The organism is Methylobacterium durans (assembly GCF_003173715.1).
GTDB classification, from domain to species: Bacteria; Pseudomonadota; Alphaproteobacteria; order Rhizobiales; family Beijerinckiaceae; genus Methylobacterium; species Methylobacterium durans.
In genome coordinates, this window is sequence record NZ_CP029550.1 from 2,807,819 (window position 1) to 2,827,500 (window position 19,682).

10 protein-coding genes and 3 pseudogenes (1 of these 13 cut by a window edge) are annotated in these 19,682 nt (G+C 71.9%); 7 read left to right on the top strand and 6 right to left on the bottom strand.

Features of this window, described 5'->3' with window-relative positions; all coding sequences use genetic code 11:
• Positions 1–78 precede the first annotated feature (78 nt).
• On the top strand, positions 79–3,210 hold the full coding sequence (gene addB, locus DK389_RS12920) for a double-strand break repair protein AddB (RefSeq protein ID WP_109890104.1): 3,132 nt from the start codon (positions 79–81) through the stop codon (positions 3,208–3,210).
• Positions 3,210–6,689, top strand: a pseudogene (addA, locus tag DK389_RS12925) (double-strand break repair helicase AddA). Before addB ends, addA begins: the two are co-directional and overlap by 1 nt.
• Here addA and DK389_RS12930 read toward each other — a convergent pair.
• Positions 6,664–7,920, bottom strand: coding sequence for a PQQ-dependent sugar dehydrogenase (locus DK389_RS12930; protein ID WP_418292059.1), 1,257 nt, complete (start codon positions 7,918–7,920; stop codon positions 6,664–6,666). The pseudogene addA and the gene DK389_RS12930 overlap by 26 nt on opposite strands.
• A 395-nt stretch (positions 7,921–8,315) precedes the next feature.
• Here DK389_RS12930 and trxA point away from each other — a divergent pair, with 395 nt between their 5' ends.
• Positions 8,316–8,639: a thioredoxin gene (gene trxA, locus DK389_RS12935; protein ID WP_109890108.1), complete on the top strand. Its 324-nt coding sequence runs from the start codon at positions 8,316–8,318 to the stop codon at positions 8,637–8,639.
• A 152-nt stretch (positions 8,640–8,791) separates the two neighbouring features.
• Here the strand turns inward: trxA and DK389_RS12940 are convergent, their stop codons facing one another.
• The 4 genes and pseudogenes from DK389_RS12940 to trpA form a co-directional block, all read right to left on the bottom strand.
• Entirely contained in the window at positions 8,792–9,691 is a 900-nt protein-coding gene (locus tag DK389_RS12940; RefSeq protein ID WP_109890110.1) for an outer membrane protein, read from the bottom strand.
• A 227-nt stretch (positions 9,692–9,918) separates the two neighbouring features.
• Positions 9,919–11,244 carry a bifunctional folylpolyglutamate synthase/dihydrofolate synthase gene (locus DK389_RS12945; protein ID WP_109890112.1) on the bottom strand — a complete coding sequence of 442 codons (1,326 nt, stop codon included), beginning with the start codon at positions 11,242–11,244 and terminating at the stop codon, positions 9,919–9,921.
• Between the two features lie 31 nt (positions 11,245–11,275).
• Positions 11,276–12,195: pseudogene (accD, locus tag DK389_RS12950) on the bottom strand (acetyl-CoA carboxylase, carboxyltransferase subunit beta).
• Positions 12,196–12,267: 72 nt separating this feature from the next.
• Positions 12,268–13,092 carry a tryptophan synthase subunit alpha gene (gene trpA / locus DK389_RS12955; protein WP_109890113.1) on the bottom strand — a complete coding sequence of 275 codons (825 nt, stop codon included), beginning with the start codon at positions 13,090–13,092 and terminating at the stop codon, positions 12,268–12,270.
• 226 nt (positions 13,093–13,318) lie between these two features.
• Between trpA and DK389_RS12960 the strand changes: the two genes are divergently transcribed.
• From DK389_RS12960 to gluQRS, 4 genes and pseudogenes are all read left to right on the top strand, one after another.
• Complete coding sequence (locus DK389_RS12960; protein WP_109890115.1) at positions 13,319–15,991, top strand: MGH1-like glycoside hydrolase domain-containing protein; 2,673 nt, start codon at positions 13,319–13,321, stop codon at positions 15,989–15,991.
• A gap of 155 nt (positions 15,992–16,146) precedes the next feature.
• Positions 16,147–18,174 (top strand): ATP-binding protein, encoded by a 2,028-nt coding sequence (locus tag DK389_RS12965; protein WP_109890117.1) that lies wholly within the window; start codon positions 16,147–16,149, stop codon positions 18,172–18,174.
• Between the two features lie 45 nt (positions 18,175–18,219).
• Positions 18,220–18,498 carry a hypothetical protein gene (locus DK389_RS12970; protein WP_109890119.1) on the top strand — a complete coding sequence of 93 codons (279 nt, stop codon included), beginning with the start codon at positions 18,220–18,222 and terminating at the stop codon, positions 18,496–18,498.
• Positions 18,495–19,375 (top strand): annotated as a pseudogene (gene gluQRS, locus DK389_RS12975) (tRNA glutamyl-Q(34) synthetase GluQRS). The gene DK389_RS12970 and the pseudogene gluQRS overlap by 4 nt, the downstream one beginning before the upstream one ends.
• 4 nt (positions 19,376–19,379) lie before the next feature.
• On the opposite strand, the gene DK389_RS12980 reads toward gluQRS, so the two are convergent.
• Positions 19,380–19,682, bottom strand: the end of a protein-coding gene (locus DK389_RS12980; protein WP_109890121.1) for a M23 family metallopeptidase. It continues 1,752 nt past the right edge of the window; 303 of the gene's 2,055 nt are visible here — the last part of the coding sequence; its start codon lies off the right edge, out of view; its stop codon occupies positions 19,380–19,382.

The following is a 19,682-nucleotide window of genomic DNA, read 5'->3' on the forward strand; positions in this document are numbered from 1 at the left end:
GGATGCGGCGAACCCCTCACCCTGTCCCTCTCGGAACGAGAGGGGACCCGCGCCTGATCCGTGGCGGCTGCGTTGCCCATGACTGAGTCCCGCGTCTTCACCATCCCGCCGGGCGCGTCCTTCCTGCCGGCGCTGGCCGAAGCCCTCATCGACGGGCGCCTCGTCGGCGGCCTCGGGAGCGATCCGCTGGCGCTCGCCGCCGTGACGATCTACCTGCCGACTCGCCGCGCGGCCCGGGCGCTGGGAACGGTGCTGGCTGAGCGCCTCGGAGCGGCCGCCCTCCTGCCGCGGATGATCCCGCTCGGAGAGGCCGACGAGGCGGAACTCGACCTCGCGGCGAACCCGCTCTTGGAGAACGGGCCGGACGCCCTCCACCCCTCGATGCCGCCGCTGGAGCGGCGCCTCATCCTCGCCCGCCTCGTCCAGGCCTGGGCCGAGACCGTCGACCGCAAGCTCCTGCCGATCGACGACGACGTGCCCTTCCTCGTGCCGTCCTCGCCCTCGGACGCGATCGGCCTCGCGGCCGATCTCGAACGGCTCATGGACGCGCTCACCGTCGAGGGGCTGCCCTGGTCCGAGATCGGCAGCGCCGTCGAGGCGGAATATTCGCAGTATTTCGGCCTCACCCTCGATTTCGTGCGCATCGCCGCCGAGAACTGGCCGAAGATCCTGGCCGAGCGCGGCCTCAGCGATCCGGTCTCCCGGGCGCGCCGCCTCGTCCTCGCCGAGGCGGATCGCCTGACGCGCGAGCGCCCGGCCGATCCGGTCGTCGTGGCGGGCTCGACGGGCTCGGTGCCGGCAACCGCCCGCCTGATCGCGGCGGTGGCCGGGCTGCCCCGCGGCGCGGTAGTGCTGCCGGGGCTCGACCTCGACCTCGACGCGGCGGGCTGGGACGGGATCGAGACCGGAGAGGGTTTCGAGCGGCAGATCGCGCACGGCCACCCGCAGGCCGTGCTGCACCGGCTCCTCGGACCCAGCGGCCTGCGCCTTGAGCGCCCGGCGGTGACGCCCCTCGGGGCACCTGCGCCGGACCTCGCGGCGCGGGCGCGCCTCCTCTCGGAGGCCCTGCGCCCGGCCGAGACCACCGATGCCTGGGCGCGGATCGAGCCGGCCACGCGCTCCGAGATTGCGTCCCGCGGCCTCGCGGACGTCGCCGTCGCCGAGGCTACGGACGAGCGCGAGGAGGCGTTGATCGCCGCGCTCGCCCTGCGCGAGACGCTGGAGAGACCCGGTGCCACCGCGGCCCTCGTCACGCCGGATCGCGGACTCGCGACCCGGGTCGCGGCCGAGCTCGCCCGCTGGGGCATCGTGGCCGAGGATTCGGCGGGACTCGCTCTCGCGCAGAGCTCGGCCGGACGCCTCGCCCGGCTCGCGGCCGAACTCGCTGCGGATCTCCATCCGGCCCGCCTGATCACGCTTCTTGCCCACCCGCTGGTCCGGCTCGGCCTCGACCGCGACGACGTGGTGCGCGCCGCCGCCGCCCTCGAGATCGGCGTGCTGCGCGGCCCCGCCCCCGCACCGGGCTTCGAGGGCCTGCGCCGAGCGCTCGATGAGGCGCGGAACCCGCGGGACGGCGAGCGGCGCCCGCGCGCCAAGCGCCGGCTCAAGCCGGTCGACTGGGAACTCGCCGAGGCGCTGGTCGAACGCCTGGCTCTCGCCTTCGCCGCGTTCCCGGGCGACGACGCCCGCGGCATCTGCGACCTCGTCGCCGTGGCGGGCCGCCACCGGGAGACCTGCGACTGGCTGATCCTCGGGCCGGACGAGGCGCCGGAGGCCGAGCCCGACGCCTCGCTGTCCTGCCTCGACGCCCTGTTCGACGATCTCGAACTCGCCGATTCGGGCCTCCTGCCCGGTCGCTTCGGCGATTATCCGGCCTTCTTCACGGCGCTCGCCCGCGAGCGCGTGGTGCCCTGTGCCGTCGCGGCGCCGCATCCGCGCCTGCGCATCCTCGGCCTCCTGGAGGCCCGGCTCCTCAGCGTCGACCGGGTGGTGCTCGGCGGCCTCGACGAGGGCGTCTGGCCGATGAAGACGGTCACCGACGCCTTCCTCAACCGCCCGATGCGCGAGCGCGTCGGTCTCAACCCGCCGGAGCGGCGCATCGGCCAGAGCGCCCACGATTTCGTGCAGGCGCTGGGCTGCCGCGACGCGGTGATCACCCGCTCGGGCAAGCGCGAGGGCGCGCCGACCGTGCCCTCGCGCTTCCTCCAGCGCATGCGCGCCTTCGTCGGCGAGGTGACTTGGCAGGACGCGCTCGGGCGTGGCCGGCGCCTCGCGGCCTATGCCGCCGCCATCGACGGCGGCGCCGAGGTGCCGCAGCCGCGCCTGACCCAGCCGAAGCCGAAGGCCGATCCGGCCCTGTTCCCGCGCACCTTGAGCGTCACCGAGATCGAGACACTGGTGCGCGACCCCTACGTCATCTTCGCCCGCCACGTGCTCGGCCTCGACCCGCTGGAGCCGGTGGCGGCCCTGCCGGGGGCGAGCGAGCGCGGCACCCTGATCCATGCGATCCTCGGCGCCTTCGCGCAGGCCCATCCCGAGGCTCTGCCGGCGCGGGCCGAGGAATTGCTCTTCGCCTTCGCGCTGAACGCCTTCGGCCCGATCCAGGACGTCTATCCAGAGCTCTACGCGGAATGGTGGCCCCGCTACGAGCGGATGGCGGCGGCCTACCTGCCCTGGGAGCTTCAGCGCCGCTCGGACCTCGCCCGCGTGCATCCCGAGATCTCCGGCAAGTGGGTGATCCCGATGGGCTCGGAGACCTTCACGCTGCGCGCCCGGGCCGACCGGATCGAGTGGCGCCGCGACGGGGGCGCCTGCATCGTCGATTTTAAGACCGGGGCGCCGCCGAGCGCCCGCGAGGTCTTCGCGGGCTTCTCGCCGCAATTGACGCTGGAGGCCGCCATGCTGATGCATGGCGCCTTCGAGGGACTGCCGGCCGCGAAGGCGACGCCCGACCTCCTCTACATGTACGCGTCCGGCGGCCGGAAGCCTTTCCATCCGGTGCCCGTGAAGCCTCCCCGCGGCGACGCGCGCCCCGTCGAGGCCATCGTGGCCGAGCACGCCGAGCGCCTGCGCGGCCTCATCGCCCGCTTCCTCACGGGCGAGGCGGCCTACGTCTCGCGGCCCTACCCGAAATACGCCCGCGCCTACGGCGATTACGACCACCTCGCCCGGGTGATCGAATGGTCGCTCGGCGGCGAGGAGGAGGGCTGATGTCCGCCCGCACCACGCCCTTCCTCGTCGACGCGCTCACGGTCGCCGCCCAGCGTCTGGCGGCGGACCCGCGCGCCTCCGCCTGGGTCTCGGCCAATGCGGGCGCGGGCAAGACCAAAGTCCTCACCGACCGCGTCGTGCGCCTCCTCCTCGACGGGGCGGCGCCGGGCCGCATCCTCTGCCTCACCTTCACGAAGGCGGCCGCCGCCAACATGTCGATCCGCGTCTTCCAGCGGCTCGGCCGCTGGGTGACCCTCGACGACGCGGCGCTCACCGCCGAGTTGACCGAGCTGACAGGCGAGCGACCCTCGCGGACGACGCTGGAGGCGGCCCGCCGCCTGTTCGCCCGCGCCGTCGAGACGCCGGGGGGCCTCAAGATCGAGACCCTGCACGCCCTGTGCGAACGGCTCCTGCATATGTTCCCCTTCGAGGCGAACGTGCCGGCCCGCTTCGTGGTGCTCGACGAGAACCAGTCCCGCGAGGCCTTCGCGGTCGAGACGGACAACGTGCTGGCCGACGCGATCGGCACGCTCCATCCGCACCTGACGGAGGCCCACGCCCTCGTGGCGCCCGAGGCGACGGGCGACGTCCTGCGGAAAGCCATCCGCGCCGCGATCCAGGCCCGGCACGTCCTCGGGGCGCGCGGCGGGCTCGACCCGCTATTTGCCGCGCTCTCGGCCTCCCTCGGGCTGGCGGCGGAGGAGAACGCGCAAGCCATCGAGGCGCAAATCCTCGACGGGCTCCCCGACCTCGCAGGGCAGGCGGACGCCCTGCGCACCGGCAAGAGCACGGACGAGGGGCTCGCCGACGCCCTCCTCGACGCGCGCCGGGCCCTCGCCGCGGAGGACACCGTCGGCGCGCTCGACGCCTACCGCTCGGTCTTCTTCACCCAGAAGGACGAGCCGAAATCGGCGAAAGGCCTCGGCACCAAGGCGGTGCCGGAGGGCTTGCGGGAGGCACTCGTCGCCGAGCGCGACCGGCTGGAGGCGCTGTTCGAGCGCCTGCGGGCAGTGCGAGCCCATGCCCGCACCCGCGCCCTGTTCACGCTCGCCGCCGAGATCCACCGGCGCGTCGAGGCGCAGAAGGCGCGGCTCGGCGCGCTCGACTTCGACGACCTCATCCACAAGACCCTCGACCTGCTCTCGCGGGTCGGCGCCTCCTGGGTCCTGTACAAGCTCGACCGTGGCGTCGACCACGTGCTGATCGACGAGGCGCAGGACACGAACCCGCATCAATGGGAGATCCTGCGCCGGATCACCGCCGAGTTCGCGGCGGGCGATGGCGCCAGGCTCGTGCGCCGCACCCGTTTCGCGGTGGGTGACCCCAAGCAATCGATCTATAGCTTCCAGGGTGCCGAGCCCCGCGAGTTCGAGGTGACGCGCCGGGCCTGGGCGGGCGAGGCGCGCGCCGCCGACCACGCCTTCGCCGATGTCGGGTTGACGCTGTCGTTCCGTTCGGCCCGCGGCGTGCTGCGGGCGGTCGACGCCACCTTCGCATTGCCCGACCATTATCGCGGCCTCTCCTTCGACGACACGGCGATCGGTACCGTCCACTCCACCGCCCGCGGCGCGGAAGCCGGCGCCGTCGAGCTCTGGTGCATCGAGGAGCCCGCCGAGGAGATCGAGCCCGACGCCTGGGCCGCCCCCGTCGACGCGCCCGAGACGAACGCCCCCGCGATCCGCACGGCGCGCCGCATCGCCCGCGCGGTAAAGACCTGGATCGCGGCGGGCGACGAGCAGGGGCGCCGCCGATCGCCCGGCGAGATCCTGATCCTCGTGCGCAAGCGCGGCACGGCCTTCGAGGAGGTGATCCGCTCCCTCAAGGGACTCGGCGTGCCGGTCGCCGGCCAGGACCGCCTCGACGTCGCCGCCCACATCGCGGTCAACGACCTCGTCGCGGCCGGGCGGGCCGGGCTCCTGCCCGCCGACGACCTGACCCTCGCCACCGCACTCAAGACACCGCTCGTCGGGCTGACCGACGAGGACCTGCTTCGGATCGCGGCCCGCCGCGACCTCTCCGAGACCCTGGAGGACGCGCTTCATCGGCACGCAGAGGCCGGCGATCCGGCCGCGATCCGGGGCCGCGCGGCGCTCGCCGGCTGGATCCGGCTCGCCGCCGCGCACGGGCCGTTCGGATTCTACGCGGCGCTGCTCGGGCCGATGAACGGACGCGCGCGCCTCGTCTCGCGCCTTGGCGGCGAGGCCGGCGACGCGATCGACGTCTTCCTCGCCTCCGCCGCCCAGGCCGAGCAGGGGAGCGACGCGCCCTCCCTCGGCGGCTTCCTCGCCCGCTTCACGGGATCGGCCGCGCGCGAGGGCGGCCACACGGTCAAGCGCGACCTGGAGGCCGGGCGCGACGAGGTGCGGGTGATGACCGTCCACGGCGCCAAGGGCCTGGAGGCCCCGGTCGTCGTCGTCATCGACGGCTGCGAGCCCTTAGGGCGTAACGACCCGCCGCTCCTCGCCATGCCGGCCGGGGAGGGGCCCCGCTGCCACCCGTCTGGTCGAGCGCCCGGGCCCACGATTGCGCCGCGACCGCGTCCGCGCGCGCCGAGATCCAGGCCCGCGCCCGCGAGGAGCACAACCGCCTCCTCTACGTCGCCATGACGCGGGCCGCCGACCGCCTCGTGATCGCGCCCTACCGGGGCCGCACGGAGGCCGCCGAGACCGCGTGGTGCCGGATGGTGCAGGCGGGTCTGGAGCGCCAGTTCGGCCCCGGCGAGACGGTCGAGACGGAATACGGCCCGGTCACCCTCTGGCGGGACGGAGAGCACGAGGGCTTGAGCCTCGCCGCCGCGCGGGCGGCCTCCGAGCCCGTGCCGCTGCCGCCCTGGCTGCGGGCGCCAGTCGCGCCCGAGACGGATGCGGCGCCGCCCCTCAGCCCCTCGGGCAGCCTGCGGGGAGCGGAGGGCCCGCGCGATGCCGAGCGCCGTCTCGCGGACGCGGAGGCGCGCCGCCGCGGCGTGCTGATCCACGCCCTCCTGGAGCACCTGCCGCGCCTCGATCCCGAGCGACGCGCGGAGGCCGCCGCCACCTTCGTGCGGGCGCGCGCACCGGGCCTGCCCGAGCCGAAGCGCCGGGCCATCGCGCAGGCGGCGCTCCGCCTCATCGACGCGCCGGATCTCGCCCCCTTTTCGCCCGTGAGGCCCGCGCCGAGGTCACGCTGTCAGGCCGCGTGCTGGCCGGGGGAGCGAGCGCCCGGTCTACGGCCGCGTCGATCGCCTCGCGGTTCGCGACGGCACGGTCTGGCTCGCCGATTTCAAGACCGGCCGGCCGCCGGACGACGACGCTCCGTTGCCGGAGGCCGCCGCAGCGCAGATCGCCCTCTACGCCGCGCTCCTCGGCCGGGTCTATCCGGACCACCGCGTCGTGCCGATGCTGGTCTGGACCTCGGGCCCGGTGATCCGCCGCCTCGGCGAGGCCGAGGTGCGGGGAGCGCTTCAGGGTATCGCCGTCACCCCTCCCGGTTCTTCGGCGTGAGCTTGAGGATCTTGCCGTCGGGTCCATCGGTCACCGCGTAGATCGCCCCGTCCGGGCCGACCTTCACGTCGCGGATCCGATCGCCGAGGTCGATGCGCTCCTCCGTCACCACCTTGTCGCCGTCGAGCTTGAGCACCACGAGGCCGGGGTGGATCAGGCCGCCGATCACGAAGTCGCCCTTGAAGGCGGGAAACAGCGCGGCGTCGTAATAGGCGAGGCTGGAGGGCGCGATCACCGGATCCCAGTAATAGACCGGCTGCACCGTGCCGCCGGCCTGGGTGATGCCCTCGCCGATCTTCTCGCCCGAATACTCGATGCCGTAGGTCACGGTCGGCCAGCCGTAGTTGAGGCCGGGCCGCGGCCGGTTTAGCTCGTCGCCGCCGCGGGGCCCGTGCTCGATCGTCCAGAGCCGGCCCTGGCCGTCCAGCGTCGCGCCCTGCACGTTCCGGTGCCCGTAGGACCAGATCTCGGGCTTCGCCTTCTCGCTGCCGACGAAGGGGTTGTCCTTCGGGGCGTTGCCGTCCGTGTCGATGCGGAAGACCTTGCCGAGACCGCTCGACAGGTCCTGCGCCTGCACGCGTGGCCCCTTGTCCGAGCGCTCGCCCACCGTGACGAAGAGCTTGCCGTCCGGCGCGAAGACGAGCCGCGAGCCGAAATGCTTGTCGCCCTCGTAGGCCGGCGTCTGCCGGAAGATCACCTTGAGATTGTCGAGGCTGCCGCCGTCGCCGCTCTCGGTCAGCGTCGCCTTCGCCACCGTGGTGCCGTTGCCCTTCTCGCGGGGCTCCGCGTAGCTGAAATAGACCGTGCGGTCGTTCTTGAAGTTCGGGCTCAGCGCGATGTCGAGGAGGCCGCCTTGGCCCCGCGCATCGACCTTCGGCACGTTGGCGAAGGCGGCGCCGACCTTGCCGTCCTTCGAGACGATCCGGATCTTGCCGGCCTTCTCGGTGACGATCATGCGCCCGTCCGGCAGGAACTCCATCGCCCAGGGGCTGGCGAGGCCCTTGGCCACCGTCGCCACGTCGACCCGCGCGGCCTCGGCCGGCTTCGGAGCCCGGGTCTGATTCGGCAGGAGCGGCTTGTAGCTCGTGTTCGGCTCCGCGGTCTCGGCCGGGACGGAGCCCGCCGAATCGGGGCTCGGAGCGGTGAAGGCGTCGCCCTCCACCCGGGAGGGCCTCGGCTCGGGGGCGGCGTTCTGGGCGAGGGCCGGCAGGCCGAGGCCCAGCGCGGCCATGGTGGCGAGCAGGATGGGCTGGATGCGCGTCACGTGCGGTGTTCCTCCATGCGGTCCGCCTCGCCGGGGTCGTGCCGGCCGCGCGGGGCGCGCGACACGGCGTCGAGGGCGAGGGCAGGCGCCGCTCGGTGGCGGCCAGTGGGCGGGGAGATGGGGCGCGTCGAGCGCCACGGCGAGGCCTGAGGCGCCTCGGCGAGACGATTCGGCCCAGCTCCGCTGGGAGAATCGCCGCGGCCCGGTTACCCAATGCCGCTTCATGAATGGGGTGCGGTCCTGGCCTGCCCGGGGCGCACGGCGCCTTGACCCTGCGTCGGGGCGTCGCCAATTCTGCCGCAGTCGCGGCGAGGACCCGTTCGGAAATGTCCTTCCGCCCGCGAAACCGGAAAGGGACTGTGATGGCGACGGTGAAAGTGACCGACGCGAGCTTCGAGCAGGACGTTCTCAAGTCCGCCGAGCCCGTCGTCGTGGATTTCTGGGCGGAGTGGTGCGGCCCCTGTCGGCAGATCGGCCCCGCGCTCGAGGAGATCTCCGCGGACCTTCAGGGCCGCGTGAAGATCGCCAAGGTGAACGTCGACGAGAATCCGGGCATCGCCTCGCAGTACGGCATCCGCTCGATTCCCACCCTGCTCCTGTTCAAGAACGGCGAGCGGGTGGACCAGAAGGTCGGCGCGGCGCCGAAGGGCGACCTGTCCCGCTGGATCCAGTCCGCCTCGGCGTAATCCCGCGAACGCCCGTTCAGGATGCGAGAAGCCCGGCCGCGAGGCCGGGCTTTTTTTACGTTCTGAGCTGACCTGGCGACTCACCGAGGCCATGAAGCAGAAAAGCCCGGCCTTGCGGCCGGGCTTCCTGGTTTCAAGACCCGATATTCGGCTTAGTAGGTGCCGAACTTGTAGTTGAGGCCGGCGCGGACGACGGCGAACTCGGTCTCGCGACGGACGGTGCCGAGGGTGTTGTAGACCGGGACCAGGCCCGCAGCGGTGTTGAGGCCGCCGACGATCGGGAAGTTGGTGCCCCGACCGCGATCGAGGTTCACGTACAGACCTTCGACCTTGATCGTCACCGCCGAGGAGCGGAAGAAGTTCAGGAACGAGTCGGTCGGGAGAGCGTACTCGACGCCACCACCGACGGCCCAGCCGGTGAGGAAGTCGCTGCCACGGGCGACGTTCGCGAACTGGTTCAGGCGGCTGTCGCCCGAAGCGTAGGCGAAACCGCCGGTGCCGTAGAACAGGACGCGGTCGAAGGCGTAACCGATGCGGCCGCGAACGGTGCCGAAGAAGTCGAGCGTGCTGAGCACGCCGTTCACCGGGACGAAGTTCGGGTTGATCGTGCCGATCGGCGCGTTCGTGGTGAAGCGGTTGTTCCGGCCCGAACCGAAGTCGAGGTACTGGGCGTCGGCCTCGATACCGACGACCACGCCCGAACCCGGCGTGAACTGGTAGTTGTAGCCGATCTGGCCACCGCCGGAGAAGCCGTCACGCTCCGCATTGCGGTAGGCGAGCGAGGCGCCGACCGGCAGGATGGAGGTGGCGACCGGCGCGCCGCCGGGGCCCGTCAGCGTGACAGGGTTGCCAAGCGTCTGGGTGAAGCCGTTGCCGACGGTGTTACCGGCGTCGAAAGCGTAACCAGCGTTGAAACCGGCGTAGAAGCCCGTCCAGGTGAAAACCGGAACCGGCGTGAAGATCGGCGGCGCAGCGCGGCGCGGCAGATCGGCGGCCGAAGCGGCCGCGGTGAGCGCCGTGAAGGCGGCGAGTGTCGAGAGAAGCTTTTTCACTTTTTGATCCCCAGCATTATGCCCGATCGGTGGCGAAACTAAGGGATTTTCCACAGTTAAGATGTAGCGCTGAGGCCACACCGGCTGGCACTCGACAACTTGCCCGGGGAGTCGGTGGAGAACGGGGATCCAGCCCGTCCTTCAGTCCCGGAGGGCCGTCGCCGGACGATCTCTGATGCCGTGCGCCGGCTGCACTTCACAGTTGAAGGTTTCGCACCGCCGGATGATCAGACCGGCGGCGTCCCGTTGGCCGTCAGCACTGCCCCGGCGAGGTAGAGCGACCCGCAGATCAGGATGCGCGGCGGCTTCTCGAAGGCGATGTCGCCGACGAGCGAGAGGGCGGCCTCGACGCTCGGGGCGATGCGGGCGCTCAGGCCCACGCTGCCCGCGATCTCCGCGACTTCCTCGGCCGGGCGCGCCGCCATCTGGCCGGCGATCGGAACGGCGATCAGCGCCCGCGACAGGCCGACGAAGTTGCGCAGGAAGCCTTCCGCGTCCTTCGTGCCGAGCAGCCCGACGATGAGCACGAGGGGCACGTCGCTGCGCTCGCCGAGATCGGCGGCGGCCGTGGCCAGGATGCGGCCGCCGTCGATGTTGTGGCCGCCGTCGAGCCAGAGCTCGGAACCCGCCGGCACCAGCTCGGCGAGGTGGCCGCGGCTCAGCCGCTGCAGGCGGCCCGGCCAGTCGACCCGGCGCAACCCCGTCTCCAGGGCGGCGGTGCCGATGTCCCCGAAGCCCGCCGCCCGCAGGGCCGCGATGGCGGTGCCGGCATTGGTGAGCTGATGGCGACCGATCAGGCGGGGCTTGGGCAGGTCGAACAGGTCGGTCTCGTCCTGGAAGACGAGGCGGCCGCTCTCCTCGTGGACCGAGAAATCCTGGTTGCCGACGAGGATCGGCGTCGCACCGACCGCCTCCGCGTGGCGGCAGAGCACCGAATCGGCCTCGGCATAATCCTGGGCGGCGATCACCGCCGGGCAGCCGCGCTTGAAGATGCCGGCCTTCTCGCCCGCCACCGCCTCGACCGTGTCGCCGAGATACTCGGCGTGGTCGCGCCCGATCGGCGTGACGACGGCCGCCGCCGGCCGGTCGATCACGTTGGTCGCGTCGACGCGTCCGCCGAGGCCGACCTCGAGGAGCAGCACGTCGGCGGGCGCCTCCGAGAAGAGCAGCAGGGCCGCGGCCGTCGTGATCTCGAACACGGTGATCGGGTCGCCGCCATTGGCCGCCTCGCAGCGGGCGAAGGCATCGGCGAGTCGGTCCTCGCCGACGAAATGGCCGCCGCCGATCGCCCCGAGCCGGATCCGCTCGTGGAAGCGCACGAGGTGGGGCGAGGTGTAGACGTGGGCCGACAGGCCGCCGGCCTCCAGGATCGCCCGCATGAAGGCGATGGTGGAGCCCTTGCCGTTGGTGCCGGCCACGTGGATCACGGGCGGCAGGCGCCGCTCCGGATGGTTCAGCTTGGCGAGCAATCCCTCGATGCGCCCGAGCGAGAGGTCGATCGTGCGCGGGTGAAGGGCGAGGAAGCGCGCCATCAGCGCGTCGGAGGAGTCCATGTCTCGTGTCGCGGTCTCGTGTCGCGTTCTGTCAGGCCGGCTCGGGAATCGGGGCCGGGATCTGGGCGGGCGTCGCGGTGCGGGCGGCGTCCGGGGCCGTGTTCATGAGGAGGCCGCAGAGCCGGGCGATCGTCTCCTTCAGGGCGTGCCGGTGCACAACCTGATCGACCATGCCGTGCTCGCGCAGGTACTCGGCGCGCTGGAAGCCGTCGGGCAGCTTCTCGCGGATCGTCTGCTCGATGACGCGGGGCCCGCGAAGCAGATCAGGGCGCCGGGCTCGGCCAGGTGCACGTCGCCGAGCATGGCGTAGGAGGCGGTGACGCCGCCCGTGGTCGGGTTCGTCAGCACCACGATGTAGGGGAGCTTGGCCGCGTTGAGGCGCCGCACGGCGACCGTGGTGCGCGGCATCTGCATCAGCGAGAGGATGCCCTCCTGCATGCGCGCGCCGCCGGAGGCCGAGAACAGGACGTAGGGGGTGCGCTTGTCCAGCGCCGTCTCGGCGCCGCGGATGAAGGCCTCGCCCGCGGCCATCCCGAGGGAGCCCGCCATGAAGCCGAATTCCTGGGCCGCGAGCGTCATCGGGATGCCGCCGACCCGGCCGAAGCCGATCTTGAAGGCGTCCGCCATGCCGGTCTTGGTGCGCGCCTCCTTGAGGCGGTCGACGTAGCGCTTCTCGTCGCGGAACTTGAGCGGGTCGGCGGCGACCTCGGGCAGGGGCACGTCGATCCAGGTGCCCTCGTCGAACATCATCTTGAGGCGCGCCTGGGCGCTCATCTTCAGGTGGTGCTCGGAGCCGGGGATCACCCAGTGGTTCCCCTCCACCTCCTTGTGGAACACCATCTGGCCCGTGTCCGGGCACTTGATCCAGAGGTTCTCCGGAGTCTCGCGCTTGAACAGGGTCTTGATCTTGGGGCGCACGACCTCCGAGATCCAGTTCATCGGTTCCACCATCATGAAGCGCCGTTCGCTCTGAGCCGAAGCTGATATCAGGTGTGCGCCCCTAGACCGCCAGTGTGGCCGTCCTCAGGCGGCCGAGCGCACGCCGTCCGCGAGTTCCCGCACGAGGCTCGACACCGCCTCGACGCTGTCCCCCTGCGCCCTGCCCTCTGCGTCGAGGGAGCGGAACAGGGTGTCGACGAGGGCCGAGCCGACGACGACGCCGTCCGCGCCCCGCGCGATCGCGGCCGCGTGGGCGCCGCTCTTCACGCCGAAGCCCACCACCACGGGCAGGTCGGTGTGGCGGCGGATGCGGGCGACCGCGTCCGAGACCTTCCCGAAATCCGGCGTCGCCGTGCCGGTGATCCCCGTGATCGAGACGTAGTAGACGAACCCCGCCGTGTTCGCGAGGACGGCCGGCAGGCGCCGCTCGTCCGTCGTCGGCGTGGCGAGGCGGATGAAGGCGAGACCCTTGGCGAGCGCCGGAAGGCAGAGCTCGTCGTCCTCCTCCGGCGGCAGATCGACGACGATGAGGCCGTCGACCCCCGCCTCGATCGCGTCGGCGAGGAAGCGGTCGACGCCGTAGGTGTGGATCGGGTTGTAGTAGCCCATCAGGATCACGGGCGTCTCGCCGTTGCCGCCCCGGAAGCGGCGCACGAGGTCGAGGGTCTTCACGACGTTCTGGCCCGCCTTGAGCGCGCGCAGGCCCGCCGCCTGGATCGCCGGCCCGTCGGCCATCGGGTCCGTGAAGGGCAGCCCGAACTCCACGATGTCGGCGCCCGAGCGCGGCAGCGCCTCCAGAACCTTCAGGGAGGTCTCGGGATCAGGATCCCCCGCCATCACGTAGGTCACGAGGGCGGCGCGGCCTTCCGCGCGGCAGCGGGCGAAAGTGGCTTCGATGCGGCTCGTCATCGCTTGCGGTCTCGGGCGCCTCGTGGGCGGGGCTCGTGGGCGGGGGCTCGTGGGCGCGGGCCGGCCGGAGCCGGAGCGGGCTCAAGCCGCCGCGCCTACACCATCGGGGCGCGCCCGTGAAGCGCGAGGCGCGCGCTATCCGACCTTCCCGTCCTCCCGCCGTGGGCGCGGGTCCGGCGCGGCCCATATGGCTGAGCATCGGCCGAGCCCGGAACCGGACACGCCCATGCCTGACCCTGGATCCGGCGCCTGCGAGGCGCCCCGCATCTTCGAGACCGCCGAGGGGGCCCGTCTCGCGCTCGCCCGCACGGATCCCGCCTGGCGACGCTGGGGGCCGTATCTCAGCGAGCGGCAATGGGGAACCGTCCGCGAGGATTACAGCGCGGGGGGCGACGCCTGGGACTACCTGCCCCACGACCACGCCCGGTCCCGCGCCTATCGCTGGGGCGAGGACGGGATCGGCGGCTTCGGCGACACGCACCTCAACTGGTGCCTGTCGCTCGCCCTCTGGAACGAGCGCGACCCGATCCTGAAGGAGCGCCTGTTCGGGCTCACCAACCAGGAGGGCAACCACGGGGAGGACGTCAAGGAACTCTACTACTACCTCGACGGGACGCCGACCCATTCCCTCATGCGGATGCTCTACAAGTACCCACAGGCCGCCTTCCCCTACGAGCGGCTCGTCGCCGAGAACCGGGCCCGGGGCCTCGACGACCCGGAATTCGAGATCCTCGACACGGGTGCCTTCGACGAGAACCGGTACTTCGACGTCGAGATCGCCTACGCCAAGGCCGCGCCGGACGACGTCCTGATGCGCGTCACGATCGCGAACCGCGGTCCTGAGCCGGCTCCTCTCCGCGTCCTGCCGCAGCTCTTCGCCCGCAACGTCTGGTCCTGGCGGGCGGGCGCCCTGCGGCCTGAACTCTCCCTGGACGGGGACAGAGCGGTCCGCGCCCTCCATCCGAGCCTCGGCCCGATGCGCCTCCATGTGGAAGGCCCGGCCGAATTGCTCTTCACCGAGAACGACACCAACGAGCCCCGGCTCTTCGGCGTCGGCGATCCGGGTGGCTTCTACAAGGACGGCATCGGCCGCTACCTCGTCGAGGGCGAGAGGGGTGCGGTCAATCCGGCCCGGCACGGCACCAAATGCGCCGCCCTGCACCGGCTCGATCTCGGCCCCGGCGAGAGCCGGACGCTCCGCCTGCGCTTCCGCCCGTCCGGCACGCCGGACGATCCCTTCGCCGATTTCGACGCGGTCTTCGCCGAGCGGGAGGCGGAAGCGGACGCCTTCTACGCGGCGCTCCAAGCCGGCATCGCGGATCCGGATCTGCGCTCCGTCCAGCGGCAGGCGCTCGCCGGCATGCTCTGGTCGAAGCAGCTCTACCATTACGACGTGCGGGAATGGCTCGCGGGCGATCCCGCCCAGCCGGCGCCGCCGGAGAGCCGCAAATCCGGCCGCAACAGCGACTGGGCGCACGTGCGGGCCAACGACATCATCTCGATGCCGGACGCCTGGGAATATCCCTGGTTCGCCTCCTGGGACCTCGCCCTGCAGAGCCTCGTGCTCGCGATGATCGACCCCGACTTCGCCAAGGGCCAGATCCTCCTCCTCATCGACGAGGCCTACACCCACCCGAATGCCGCTTTGCCGGCTTATGAATGGGGGTTCTCCGACGCCAACCCGCCGCTCCACGCCTGGGCGGCCTGGCGGGTGTTCGAACTCGACCGGGCGCTCACGGGCGTGCCCGACCACGCCTTCCTCAAGCGCGCCTTCAACAAGCTCGCCCTCAACTTCACATGGTGGGTGAACCGCAAGGACGCCGCCGGGCACAACCTGTTCCAGGGCGGCTTCCTCGGCCTCGACAACATCGGGATCTTCGACCGCTCGAAGCCGCTCGCCAACGGCGACACGCTCACCCAATCCGATGCCACCGCCTGGATGGCCATGTTCGCGATCAACCTTCTGCGTGTCGCGATCGAGATCGCTCCGGCGGATCCGGCCTACGAGGACATGGCCGAAAAATTCTTCGAGCACTTCCTGCTGATCGCGGCGGCGACGGGAGAGGGAGTCTGGGAAGAGCGGGACGGCTTCTTCTACGACGTGATCGAGACGGCCGGCGGCGAGCGCCGGCCGATCCGGGTCCGCACCATGGTCGGCCTCATCCCGATCTTCGCGGTCGCCGTGCTGTCGGAGTCGGACGTCGCGCGCCTGCCGCGCCTCGTCGAGCGTCTGCGCTTCTTCCTCGTGAACCGGCCGGACCTCGCCCGCCTCGTCTCCCGCTGGAACGAGCCGGGCCAGGGCCGCACGGCGCTGCTCTCCCTCCTGCGCGGCCACCGCCTGAAGGCGCTGCTGCGGCGGATGCTCGACCCGGCCGAGTTCCTCTCCGACCACGGCATCCGCGCGGTCTCGCGGGTCTACGCGGACGCTCCCTTCCGCTTCCCCTACGAGGGCCGCGACCTCGGCCTCGCCTACGAGCCCGCGGAATCGCGCTCGCGGCTGTTCGGCGGCAACTCGAACTGGCGGGGACCGGTCTGGATGCCGGTGAATTACCTGCTCATCGAGAGCCTGCACCGCTTCCACGGCTATTACGGGCCTGACTTCCGGGTGGAGGCACCGACCGGCTCAGGGAAAACCCTGTCGCTGCAGGAGGTTGCCGACGACCTGTCGCGCCGCCTCGTCGGGCTCTCGACCCGCGGCCCCGCCGGGCGCCCGGTCTACGGCGACAGCCGCATCGAGCAGGACGACCCGCATTTCCGCGACCACGTGCTGTTCTACGAATACTACCACGGCGACACGGGACGGGGGCTCGGCGCCTCCCACCAGACCGGATGGTCTGGCCTCGTGGCTCTCCTCATCCAGCAATGCGCGATCGGGACGGCGGACAAGATGCACCGTTAGGAGACCCGGCCGCCGCTGCCGGCTCCCGCGGACATCCAAGAAAATCCTCCGCATTCCGGCAACTTGTCCTTAAACACCTTTCGCAAGCGCTCCTTCAGGCCCACCTGCGATCCTCCCTCTCCGACCGGCGCGTTCCGCGCTGGGAAGAGACCCGCATGGACCTCAAGGACATCGCCCTCGTCCTCGCCCTGCTCGCCGCCGGCTTCAGCCTCGCGGCGATGGTCTGGCGCGGGCGGCCCACGCGACGGGAGGAGCCCGGCGTCGAGGATCTGCACGACCGCATCTGGCGGATCTCGGAGAGCGAGGAGCGCTATCGGGCCCTCGTCGAAGCCACGATGGAGGTCATCGTCCAGCGCGACGCGCTCGGGCGAATCACCTTCGCCAACGAGGGCTTCGCCCGGCTTCTCGGTCGCCAACCCCTCGATCTCGTCGGGGCGACGGTCGACTTGGAGATCCTGGAGCAGGGGCCGCTGACCCGCGGGCCCGACGGCGTGCGGCATCTCGAGGCCCGGGTGCTGCCCGTCGACGGTCTGCCGCGCTGGTTCTCCCTCGTCGAGATGCCGGTCGCCCGCGCGGACGGGCCGGTCCAGTGGCTGCGAGCGGGCTACGATATCACCACCCGCGTCGAGGCGGCGCGCTCCCTCGACGAGGCGCTGGCCAACGCCGAGGCGGCGAGCGTCGCGAAATCCCGCTTCCTCGCCACCGTGAGCCACGAGTTCCGCACGCCGCTCAACGGCATTCTCGGCATGGCCGACCTCGTCCTCGACACGGGCCTCGACCCGGAACAGCGCACCTACGTCGAGTCGGTGCGCACGAGCGGCAAGGCCCTGCTGACGCTGATCGACGGCATCCTCGATTTCTCGCGCATCGAGGCGGGTCGCCTCGACCTCGCCGCCGAGCCCTTCGACATCGCCGCGCTCACCGAGGCCGTCGTCGAACTCCTGGCGCCCCGCGCCCAGGACAAGGGCATCGAGATTGCCCTCGACATCGCCGACGACCTCAACCCGCGCGTGATCGGCGACGCCGACCGCGTCCGCCAGATCCTGATCAACCTCGCCGGCAACGCCATCAAGTTCACCGCGCACGGGGGCGTCGGCGTCACCCTGACGCGCGCGGATGGCGGGCTTGCCCTTGCCATCGCGGATACCGGTCCCGGCATCCCGGAAGAGCGGATCCCCACTCTGTTCGAGGAGTTCGAGCAGGGCGACGGCAGCGCGAGCCGTCCCCACGAGGGGACCGGGCTCGGTCTCGCCATCACCCGGCGCCTCGTCGCCCGCATGGGCGGGCGCATCGAGACCATGTCGAAGGTCGGGCGCGGCTCGACCTTCCGGGTGGTGCTGCCGCTGCCCGAGGCGGAGGAGGCGGAGCCGGCCCCGGGCGTCATCCTCGACGACCGCCGCATCCTGATCGTCGCCGAATCGCCCTTTCAGGCCCCCTACCTCGCCCGCCGCCTGTCGCGCTCCGGCGCCGCCGCGGTGGTGGTGGGCAGCGTCGAGGCCGGGCTCGACGCGCTCGCCGGTGCCAGTTTCGACGCCCTCATCGCCGACCGGGCGCTGGGGGATGCGGCCGTGCGGCGGCTCGCCGACGAGGCGCGGCGCTGCGGGGTCCGCTGCAGCCTGATCCTGCTCTCGCCCTTCGACCGGCGCGAGTTCGGTGCGCCGCACGCGGCGGGTTTCGACAGCTATTTGATCAAGCCCGTGCGCGCCCGCTCCCTGTTCGACCGCCTGCTCGCGCCGGCCACGCCGATCGATGCCGGGCCGGCCGCATTCCCGCCGCCCGCGGCGGCCGCGCACGCTCAGGCCCGCGTGCTGCTCGCGGAGGACAATCCCATCAACGCGCTGCTGGCCGGCAAGGCTCTGGAACGCCTCGGTGCCAGCGTGGTGCTGGCCCGCGACGGGGTTGAGGCGCTGGCGCGCCTCGCCGAGGCAGGAATCGCGCGCCAGCCCTTCGACCTCGCGCTGATCGACATCCGCATGCCAGGACTCGACGGGCTGGAGACCGCCCGGCGCATCCGCGCCGCTGAGGCGGCGTCGGGAGAGAGGCCGCTGCATCTCGTGGCCCTGACCGCCAATGCCGGTCGCGAGGACGAGCGCGCCGCGCGGGCGGCCGGCTTCGACGGCTTCCTTGCCAAGCCCCTCAACCTGAAGGCGCTGCCCGCGCTCCTCGATCGTCGCGCGGCCTGAGCGGCGGCGTTGACAGGCAGGGCGTCCTTGCGCGAACAGAACCGCATGACGAACCCGGATTCGAAGACGGCATCGCGGGACGGTCTCGTCGTCGCCGCGCTGGGCGGGCTCGTCGCCGCCACGGTCCTTCTCGGTGCGCTTCTTCCCGGCCATCCGGCGCAGGGTCCGGCCTCCGCAGCGGAGCCCTCCGGCGACGTCGCCTGCCTCGAATGGAGTGACGGCTGCCGGGTCTGCCAGCGCCTGCCCGAGGGGCCGGCCTGCTCGCTGCCCGGCATTGCCTGCACGCCGGAGGTATTCCGCTGCCTGCGCCGCGCCGGCGGGTGAACGCACCGGTCCTCCGCTTCGCGCCGAGCCCGAACGGGCGGCTTCACCTCGGTCACGCCTACTCGGCGCTCCTCAACGCGAGGATCGCGGGCATCCTCGGCGGCCGCCTCCTGCTCCGCATCGAGGATATCGATCCGGTGCGCTCGCGACCCGAATACATCGCGGGGATCGTCGAGGATCTCGCCTGGCTCGGCCTGCACTTCCCGGAGCCGGTGCGCCGGCAATCCGAGCACATCGCCGCGTACCGTGCCAGCCTCATGAATCTCGGCGAGCGCGGCCTCGTCTATCCCTGCTTCTGCTCCCGCGGCGCCGTCGCCGCTCGCGTCGCGGCGCTCGCCGCCGAGGAGATTGACCGAGCGACCGATCCGGACGGCACGCCGCACTATCCCGGCACCTGCCGCCATCTGCCGGCCGGAGAGGCGGCCGCCCGCCGTGCGGCCGGCGAGCCGCACACGTGGCGGCTCAACATGGAGCGCGCCCGCGCCGATGCGCCCGGCCCGCAGACTTGGTCGGTCTTCGACCCTGATGGAGGCGAGCGCCGGGTCGCCTCTGATCCGACCCGCTGGGGCGACGCGCTGGTCGGCCGCCGCGACGTTCCGACGAGCTACCATCTCTCCGTCGTCCTCGACGACGCGGCGCAGGGGATCACGCATGTGGTGCGGGGTCAGGATCTCGAGGCGGCGACCGACCTGCACGTGCTCCTGCAGCGCCTCCTCGGCCTCCCGAGCCCGGCCTATCATCACCACGCGTTGATCGTGGACGAGGGGGCGGGAAGCTCGCGAAATCGCGGGGCTCGGTCTCCCTCGCCGATCTGCGGACGCGCGGGGACAGTCCGGCAGCGGTACGCATCGGCCTCGGCTTCCCGGCCAAGGCTTGAATTGTCAGCGCATCGCGTCGCGCTGGGCCATCGCGGTGGCGCTCTTCGATTTCTGCATCACGGCCTCGATCTGCTCGCGCTGCCGCTTGAACTCGGCGAGCAGCCGCCCGTCGAGCTCCCGCCCGCGGGGCACGCGGATCTTCATCGGGTCGACGAAGTGGCCGTTGATGACGACCTCGTAATGGAGATGCGCGCCGGTCGAGAGGCCGGTGGATCCGACGTAGCCGATCACCTGTCCCTGACGGACTTTGGCGCCCGCGGAGATGCCGCGCCCGAACCGTGACATGTGGTTGTAGGTGGTGACATA

Coding starts and splice junctions, on each gene's coding strand:
- DK389_RS12960 (WP_109890115.1), top strand. CDS start 13,319: ATGCCTGACCCTGGATCCGGCGCCTGCGAGGCGCCCCGCATCTTCGAG.
- trpA (WP_109890113.1), bottom strand. CDS start 13,092: ATGACGAGCCGCATCGAAGCCACTTTCGCCCGCTGCCGCGCGGAAGGC.
- DK389_RS12945 (WP_109890112.1), bottom strand. CDS start 11,244: ATGGACTCCTCCGACGCGCTGATGGCGCGCTTCCTCGCCCTTCACCCG.
- DK389_RS12970 (WP_109890119.1), top strand. CDS start 18,220: ATGACGAACCCGGATTCGAAGACGGCATCGCGGGACGGTCTCGTCGTC.
- DK389_RS12965 (WP_109890117.1), top strand. CDS start 16,147: ATGGACCTCAAGGACATCGCCCTCGTCCTCGCCCTGCTCGCCGCCGGC.
- DK389_RS12930 (WP_418292059.1), bottom strand. CDS start 7,920: ATGGCCGCGCTGGGCCTCGGCCTGCCGGCCCTCGCCCAGAACGCCGCC.
- trxA (WP_109890108.1), top strand. CDS start 8,316: ATGGCGACGGTGAAAGTGACCGACGCGAGCTTCGAGCAGGACGTTCTC.
- addB (WP_109890104.1), top strand. CDS start 79: ATGACTGAGTCCCGCGTCTTCACCATCCCGCCGGGCGCGTCCTTCCTG.